This window comes from Actinomyces sp. ICM47, assembly GCF_000278725.1.
Lineage (GTDB): Bacteria > Actinomycetota > Actinomycetes > Actinomycetales > Actinomycetaceae > Pauljensenia.
This window is the reverse complement of record NZ_ALCA01000116.1, coordinates 1-5,990: the sequence shown is the minus strand read 5'-3', so window position 1 is coordinate 5,990 and position 5,990 is coordinate 1. Positions and strand designations below refer to the sequence as shown.

Genomic DNA, 5,990 nt, shown 5'->3' with positions numbered 1-5,990 from the left:
TTCGCCCTGCCGCACGCGTTCCTGCTCGCAGTGACGGGCGGCGTCATGGCTTTCGGGGCGCGGGCGGCCGAGGCTGCGGCCTCCGGCACGGGCGACGATCCTTCGACCCTGGATGGGATGGGACCCCTCTACGTGATGCTCGCGTACTTCGCGGCGACCCTGCTCATCGTCCCCATCATTTCGATGGGGGCTGCGGCCGCGCGCCTGGGCATGAGCAGGCGCGAGCGCGACCTGGCGGTCCTGAGGCTCATGGGCCTGGCACCTGGGGCGACGAAGCTCGCCTGCATCCTCGAGACCTGCGTGTTCGCGGTCGTCGGCGTCGTTGTCGGTTCGATCCTCTACGCGGTCACGCTGCCCGCGTGGGGTGCCCTGTCCTTCCAGGGCCGCCCGATGGGGGTAGGCGAGATGTGGGTGGGAGTCATCGCCCTCCTCGCCGAGGGCCTCGCCATGATCCTCTTGGCTTCCCTGTCCTCATGGCTGGCCATGCGTAAGGTTGCCATCACGCCCCTGGGCGTCGCACGGCGCGACCGTGCCGACCGGGTCAGCGCGGTTGGGCCGATCATTGGCCTGGTCCTCCTCGTCGTGTGGCTGACCGTCGGTGCCCTCGCGATGAACCTCGGCACCGCCATCGGCATGGCCGTGTTCATGGGCTTCATGGGCGCGATCTTCCTCATCATCAACCTGGTCGGCGTGTGGTCGATCAGCCTCATGGGCCGACTCATGGCCTCCATGGCGCGCACCCCCCAGATGATGGTGGCGGGGCGTCGCATGGCCGACGATCCGCGCGCCGTGTGGCGCTCCTTCGGGGCGGTTGCCCTCGTGGGGTTCCTCGTCGGCATCATGTATCCGGCCACAAGCGCGATTTCGATGAGCGGGGATGGCATGGACGAGGTCGGGCGCATCGTCATGGGCGACATCAACAGGGGCATGATGCTCACCTTCGCGATCACCCTCGCCCTGGGTGCCGTGTCGACCGCAGTCAACCAGTCGATCCGCGTCCTCGACTCCGCCGACCAGGTGCGGGCCCTGTCCTACATGGGCTCCCCGAACGGCTTCATGGACCGCAGCCGCCGACTCGAGGTCGCGATCCCCGCGTTCGTCATGATCGTCGGCTCGATGCTGCTCGGCATGTTGTTCCTGTCGCCGCTGCTCGCGGCTGACGGAGCCAAGGGGGTCCTCATTGCGCTCGCCTCGGCGATTGTGGGCGTCCTGCTCATCGTCGCTGCCTCCGAGGCGACTGTGCCCCTGCGCCGCCGCATCCTCGCCAGCGTGCGCGAGGGACGCGAGTAACGCGCTGCGTCCTTGTGTCGAATAACCGGCCACGGCCTCATCCCCCTATCGACGAGGCCGTGGCCGCCCGAGCGACGATCCGCACAATTGCAGTGTCAAACCCCGACGGTGAGCGTCTGGTCGGTCATACCATGGAGCTGTATCGGAACGTACGACCTCAACGCAGGGCGTGCGCTTATTCTGTTGTGTTTCCCCCTCGTCGGTGAAGGGCGCGGACACGAGCGCGGCATGTGAGTGGCTAGCGTTCCGGTTGACGCAGAGATCACTCCAATGCGAACGAAGAGGTTCGACGATGACCAACAACGCTATCGGCTCGATGCCCGGCACGATACCTGAACAGATGACGGCACCGAGAATGCAGCCGCCACCGTCCTCCACGCTTGTGTGGTCGAGCGCGGGTCCAGGTTGCGCTCCCGTGCCTGCCCACCACGTTCGGAGAAAGCCGCGAATCCCCAAGATCTGGCTCATCTTTGCGCTCATCACAACCCTGGTCATCGTGAGCCCGACCATCCTGAAATTCTTGCTCGACTTGCAGCCAGGGGATCACACTGACAACGGTGACGGAACATACTGGCTATACGGGCTGTACTTGGTCTTCGTTCTATTTACGGCCCCACCGCTGGTGGCTCTGACGTTGTGTGTCGCGATCACTGAGGGCGTCATGTGGATAATAGACGAATGGCGGATACACGGTATAACCGTCCGCCTATGGCTTCTGCCCTTGCTCGTCGTCGCTACGTTGATGGGTGGGGTCATGTACTGGTTGCATAGTCTGAATCTTCTCTTCATATGACGGAGACAGAATCGGTGTACGGGAGGGGTAGTGTCCTCGCGACAACGAAGCGAAGTCCGCGCTCAGCAGCGTGAGGTTACCCCGGCCTCGTCGCAGGTCGTGAGCACCCGGTCCTGCGGTCGGGCACAATGGAGACATGACGATCCCCACCGACCCCGCGCGCTACGTGGGCGCTGACCTGCGCCTGGCCGCCATCGACATGGACGGCACCCTCCTCGACGACGACAAGAACTTCCCGCCCGGCATGGATGAGCTCCTCGATCTGATGGACGAGCGCGGCGTCACCTTCGCGCCCGCGTCAGGGCGCCAGGTGTGGACCCTCATCGACATGTTCCCCGGTCGCCCCGGCATGACGGTCATCGGTGAGAACGGCGGCATCGTCATGCGCGACGGCGTCGAGGTCTCCTCCAGCCCCGTCGACGCCCCCACCGTGCGCGAGGTCATCCGCCTGGTCCGCGAGGCCACGTCGGGTCCGGACGGGATCGACGGCGGCCTGGTCATGTGCGGCAAGCAATTCGCCTACGTCGAGCGCACCGACGACCTCTTCGTCGAGGGCGTCGCCCCCTACTACCACCGCACCCAGTGCGTCGAGGACCAGGAGGCCGTCATCGACGCCATCGAGGCCGGGCAGATCGACGACGCGATCGTCAAGCTGGCGGTCTACGCCATCGGCCCGGTCGGCGTGCTCGCGGAGGCGACGCTGGCGCACTTCGCCGACACCCACCAGTACGCGATCTCCGGTGCGAACTGGGCCGACCTGCAGATTCGTGGTGTCGACAAGGGTAGCGCCGTGCGCGACCTACAGCGTTTCCTCGGCGTGGATCGCTCCCAGACCGCGGTCTTCGGCGACGCCGGCAACGATATGTCGATGATGAGCGAGGGCGACCTGTCTTTCGCGATGGCGAACGCCTCGCAGGACGTCATCGAGGCCGCGCGCTTCATCGCGCCTTCCAATAACGAGGCCGGGGTTGCCCAGGTGCTGCGCGCTCTCCTTGGGTGAGTGCATCTTGCGCGGGTCCTCCCTCTTCGATAATCTCAATTCTTGAAAGAATTTTCGGAAAGGGGATGTGGGGGCTCTTCACAGCATCGTTGTCTGTGCTGCGCATTTGTGGCACACCAGTCGAGAGACGGATTGTCACCGCATGTCAGTGCAACAGAGGAGGAACTCGATGAGCATGCCTTATCCTCAGCAGCCTGTGGGACAGCCCGCGGCTCCCTACGTGCCCGGACAGCCCGCGGTTCCCTACGTGCCCGGACAGCCCGTCTATCAGGGGGTACCCCAGGGGTATTCGACTGCGCCGCAGGGATTTGCACCGGGCTATGCGCCCGTGCCTCAAGGGCCTGTGACGCGGAAGGTGAACTGGGTATCGATCATCTTAGGTGTTGTCGGGTGGATCCTCATCGGCCTGACGGTGCTGGCCATGTGGATGGCCCTGCGAGCTAGTGCGTCCGATCCTGACCCGAGTGGCAAAGAAATAATCGGCTTCTTTCCACTCTTCGCCCTGATGTTTATTGGCCCGGTGAACCTCGCCGGTGGCATTATTGGAATCGTGGGGGCTACGGGGACGCCGAAGGTACGGAAGCTCAACTGGCTGGGAATCCTTCTCAACGCAAGCCCCTACGTTATGTTCGGTGTCTTAATGTTCGCGCTGATGCTTTTCGCGTAGGTCGCTGAGGCGAGGCTCAGCCCACGCGTCCAACAATGTTTGTGGGTGCATGCCCGCCGTCGGCGTACTCGCGAGGGCGTGCGGCCGCGCTGGAATTTCCGCGATGATCACCTCATGAAGGAGCGATTGTGACAATGTCGGATTCTCGCGCCCGGAACTCAAACACCTATCCGAGCGGAGGATATCAGGGCGGGATGCCCGCGGCTCCCTACGCGCCCGGGCAGGCTGCGCCGCAGGGAGCCAACCCGTACCAGGTCGCTGGCCCCTACCAGGGGTATCCGCAGTCCTACCCGGTCGGCCCCCAGGTGCAGATGCCCCCGCGGGTCAACTGGGTGTCCATTGCTTGCGGGGCGGCGGTGTGGGCGCTGCACCTGACAACCTATCTGGGGCTTTGGCTGCTGACCAGCACGGAATTTGGGAAGGCCCATCACTCAGTCTTACGTTTCGTCGGCTTTATTCCGCAGATGACACTTTCGGTCATGGTCCCCCTCAACATGACTGGCCTGATCATCGGGATCATGAGGCTCTCGGATCGGTCGAGGAAGTGGCGGTTGAATTGGTTGGGGATCGTCCTCAACGTGAGTCCATATATCTATTTCGCAATCTGTTTTATCATCTGGGTGATGAACGGCAGCACGCACTAGATATAAGGGCAAGGAGCAGTGAATGACTGTGCCGATCAACAATCCTCAGCCGGACAGCTACGGAGATAGTGTGCCGTATCAGGGGAGTATGCCCTACCAGAGTGGCGGACTCTATCCGGGTGATGGGTTCTACCAGGGCGGTGTCCCCTACCAGAATGGCGGTTTCTACCAGGGTGGTGTCCCCTACCAGAATGGCGGTTTCTACCAGGGTGGCGGACCCTACCTGGGATACCCTCAGACCTATGTCGCCCAGCCCCAGGTGAGTTTCCCTCCGCGGGTCGACCGGGTCAGCATCTCCTGTGGAATCGCAGGGTGGGTCGTCATTGTTCTGGCTCTCCTGGCCACATGGCTGTCCTCCAACGCGGATTGGACGCAGGACTCTGTGAGTGGGGAGTTGATCATCTCTCTCTACTTGGTCATTGCCTGGATGCTGGTTGTTCCCCTGAATCTGATTGGTGGGATCACAGGGTTGATTCGTCTGCTCGACAGGTCTGGGAACTGGAGGCTCGCGTGGCTGGGACTCATCCTGAACGTCAGCCCGCTTTTCATCACAGGAGTGATCAACTCTTTTCATTCGGCGTAGCGAGCGCGCAGTACCAGGGGCAGGGATAGTATCCTCAGCCGAACGCGGGCACATTGCAGTAGACCGTCACGCGAAGGAGAGACAATGAGCGCACCACGCAATCGTCCCTATTCCGGATATCCGGGGTATCAGCAGCCCAGGTTTTCCCAGCAGGAGAAACTGCGGGGAAGCGACAAGGTCGCGCTCTGGTGCGGAGTCGCGGGATGGATCATGATCATCCTCTTGCTTGCCTGCGGATTCGTACTCTACGCGGCTTCTGTCAACGGTGAACACTCCGAGTACGCCGGGCTTTCCTTCATCGTCCCTTTCATTTTCGGTGGAAGCTTCCTGGGAATCGTGAACCTCGTGGGTTTTCTCGCGGGATTCATCGGCATTGGGTCGAGTGTGACGCCGCGTCAGCGGTCGTGGTGCCGACGAGGGATCATCCTGAACGCGGCCCCGTGGGTCATTGTCGGCGTTGCCTATGTCCTGATCGACGTGTGGGTGCGGATAAGCATCTCGTCGTATTGAGCGCTGCCGATACCGCGAAAACGAAAGGATAGTAAGAAACATGAGCATCCCGAATCAGCCCGTGAATCCTTTCTCGGCACATGCGAAGCAAGAGGTGGACTCTCAGCAGCCGGGTCCGGTCTATCAGGGATATCCCCAGAACGACCAGAGCTTTCATCAGGGGATGACATGTCAGTCGAAGAAACCTCGTAGCGCCGCGTTTGGATTCGCCACGTTCTTTGTAGTGATCGGGTTTGTCATTATGTTGTCTCCCGTGTTATCGGCGATCTTCGTCGGGATGATTCCCGGTGACCATGGTGACAGTGGCGATGCGCTGGGATGGCTGCCCGTCCTATTCCTCTTCTGGGTGGCCCCCTGGGGCCTTCTGATGGTGATCATCGGTGGCATTATCGCGATAATTAGATACTTCTCTTCGCGATGAAACGTATCGGAGGGCACGCACAGCGACGCCCGGGTCAGCGACGCCCGGGTCAGCGACGCCCGGGTCAGCGACGGCTAACGCG

Annotated in this window: 8 protein-coding genes; all 8 read left to right on the top strand. The window is 62.3% G+C overall.

The annotated features are described in order from the left end of the window. Window positions 1-1,290 (top strand): FtsX-like permease family protein (locus tag HMPREF1136_RS08420; RefSeq protein WP_009648916.1); only part of this gene is annotated, 1,290 nt, incomplete at its 5' end. A 292-nt stretch (window positions 1,291-1,582) separates the two neighbouring features. Further along, on the top strand, window positions 1,583-2,083 hold the full coding sequence (locus HMPREF1136_RS08415; RefSeq protein ID WP_034505540.1) for a hypothetical protein: 501 nt from the start codon (window positions 1,583-1,585) through the stop codon (window positions 2,081-2,083). Window positions 2,084-2,219: 136 nt separating this feature from the next. Further along, a complete protein-coding gene (locus HMPREF1136_RS08410) occupies window positions 2,220-3,083 on the top strand; it encodes an HAD-IIB family hydrolase (RefSeq protein WP_009648920.1) in 864 nt (287 codons plus the stop codon). Between the two features lie 169 nt (window positions 3,084-3,252). Beyond that, window positions 3,253-3,750 (top strand): hypothetical protein, encoded by a 498-nt coding sequence (locus HMPREF1136_RS11275; protein ID WP_232204199.1) that lies wholly within the window; start codon window positions 3,253-3,255, stop codon window positions 3,748-3,750. Window positions 3,751-3,884: 134 nt separating this feature from the next. After that, a complete protein-coding gene (locus HMPREF1136_RS08395; protein ID WP_156791874.1) occupies window positions 3,885-4,394 on the top strand; it encodes a hypothetical protein in 510 nt (169 codons plus the stop codon). A 22-nt stretch (window positions 4,395-4,416) separates the two neighbouring features. After that, on the top strand, window positions 4,417-4,977 hold the full coding sequence (locus tag HMPREF1136_RS08390) for a hypothetical protein (RefSeq protein ID WP_009648918.1): 561 nt from the start codon (window positions 4,417-4,419) through the stop codon (window positions 4,975-4,977). Between the two features lie 84 nt (window positions 4,978-5,061). After that, window positions 5,062-5,487, top strand: a complete 426-nt coding sequence (locus HMPREF1136_RS08385) for a hypothetical protein (protein WP_034505534.1) — start codon at window positions 5,062-5,064, stop codon at window positions 5,485-5,487. A gap of 40 nt (window positions 5,488-5,527) precedes the next feature. After that, complete coding sequence (locus tag HMPREF1136_RS10330; RefSeq protein ID WP_009648919.1) at window positions 5,528-5,908, top strand: hypothetical protein; 381 nt, start codon at window positions 5,528-5,530, stop codon at window positions 5,906-5,908. Window positions 5,909-5,990: the final 82 nt, after the last annotated feature.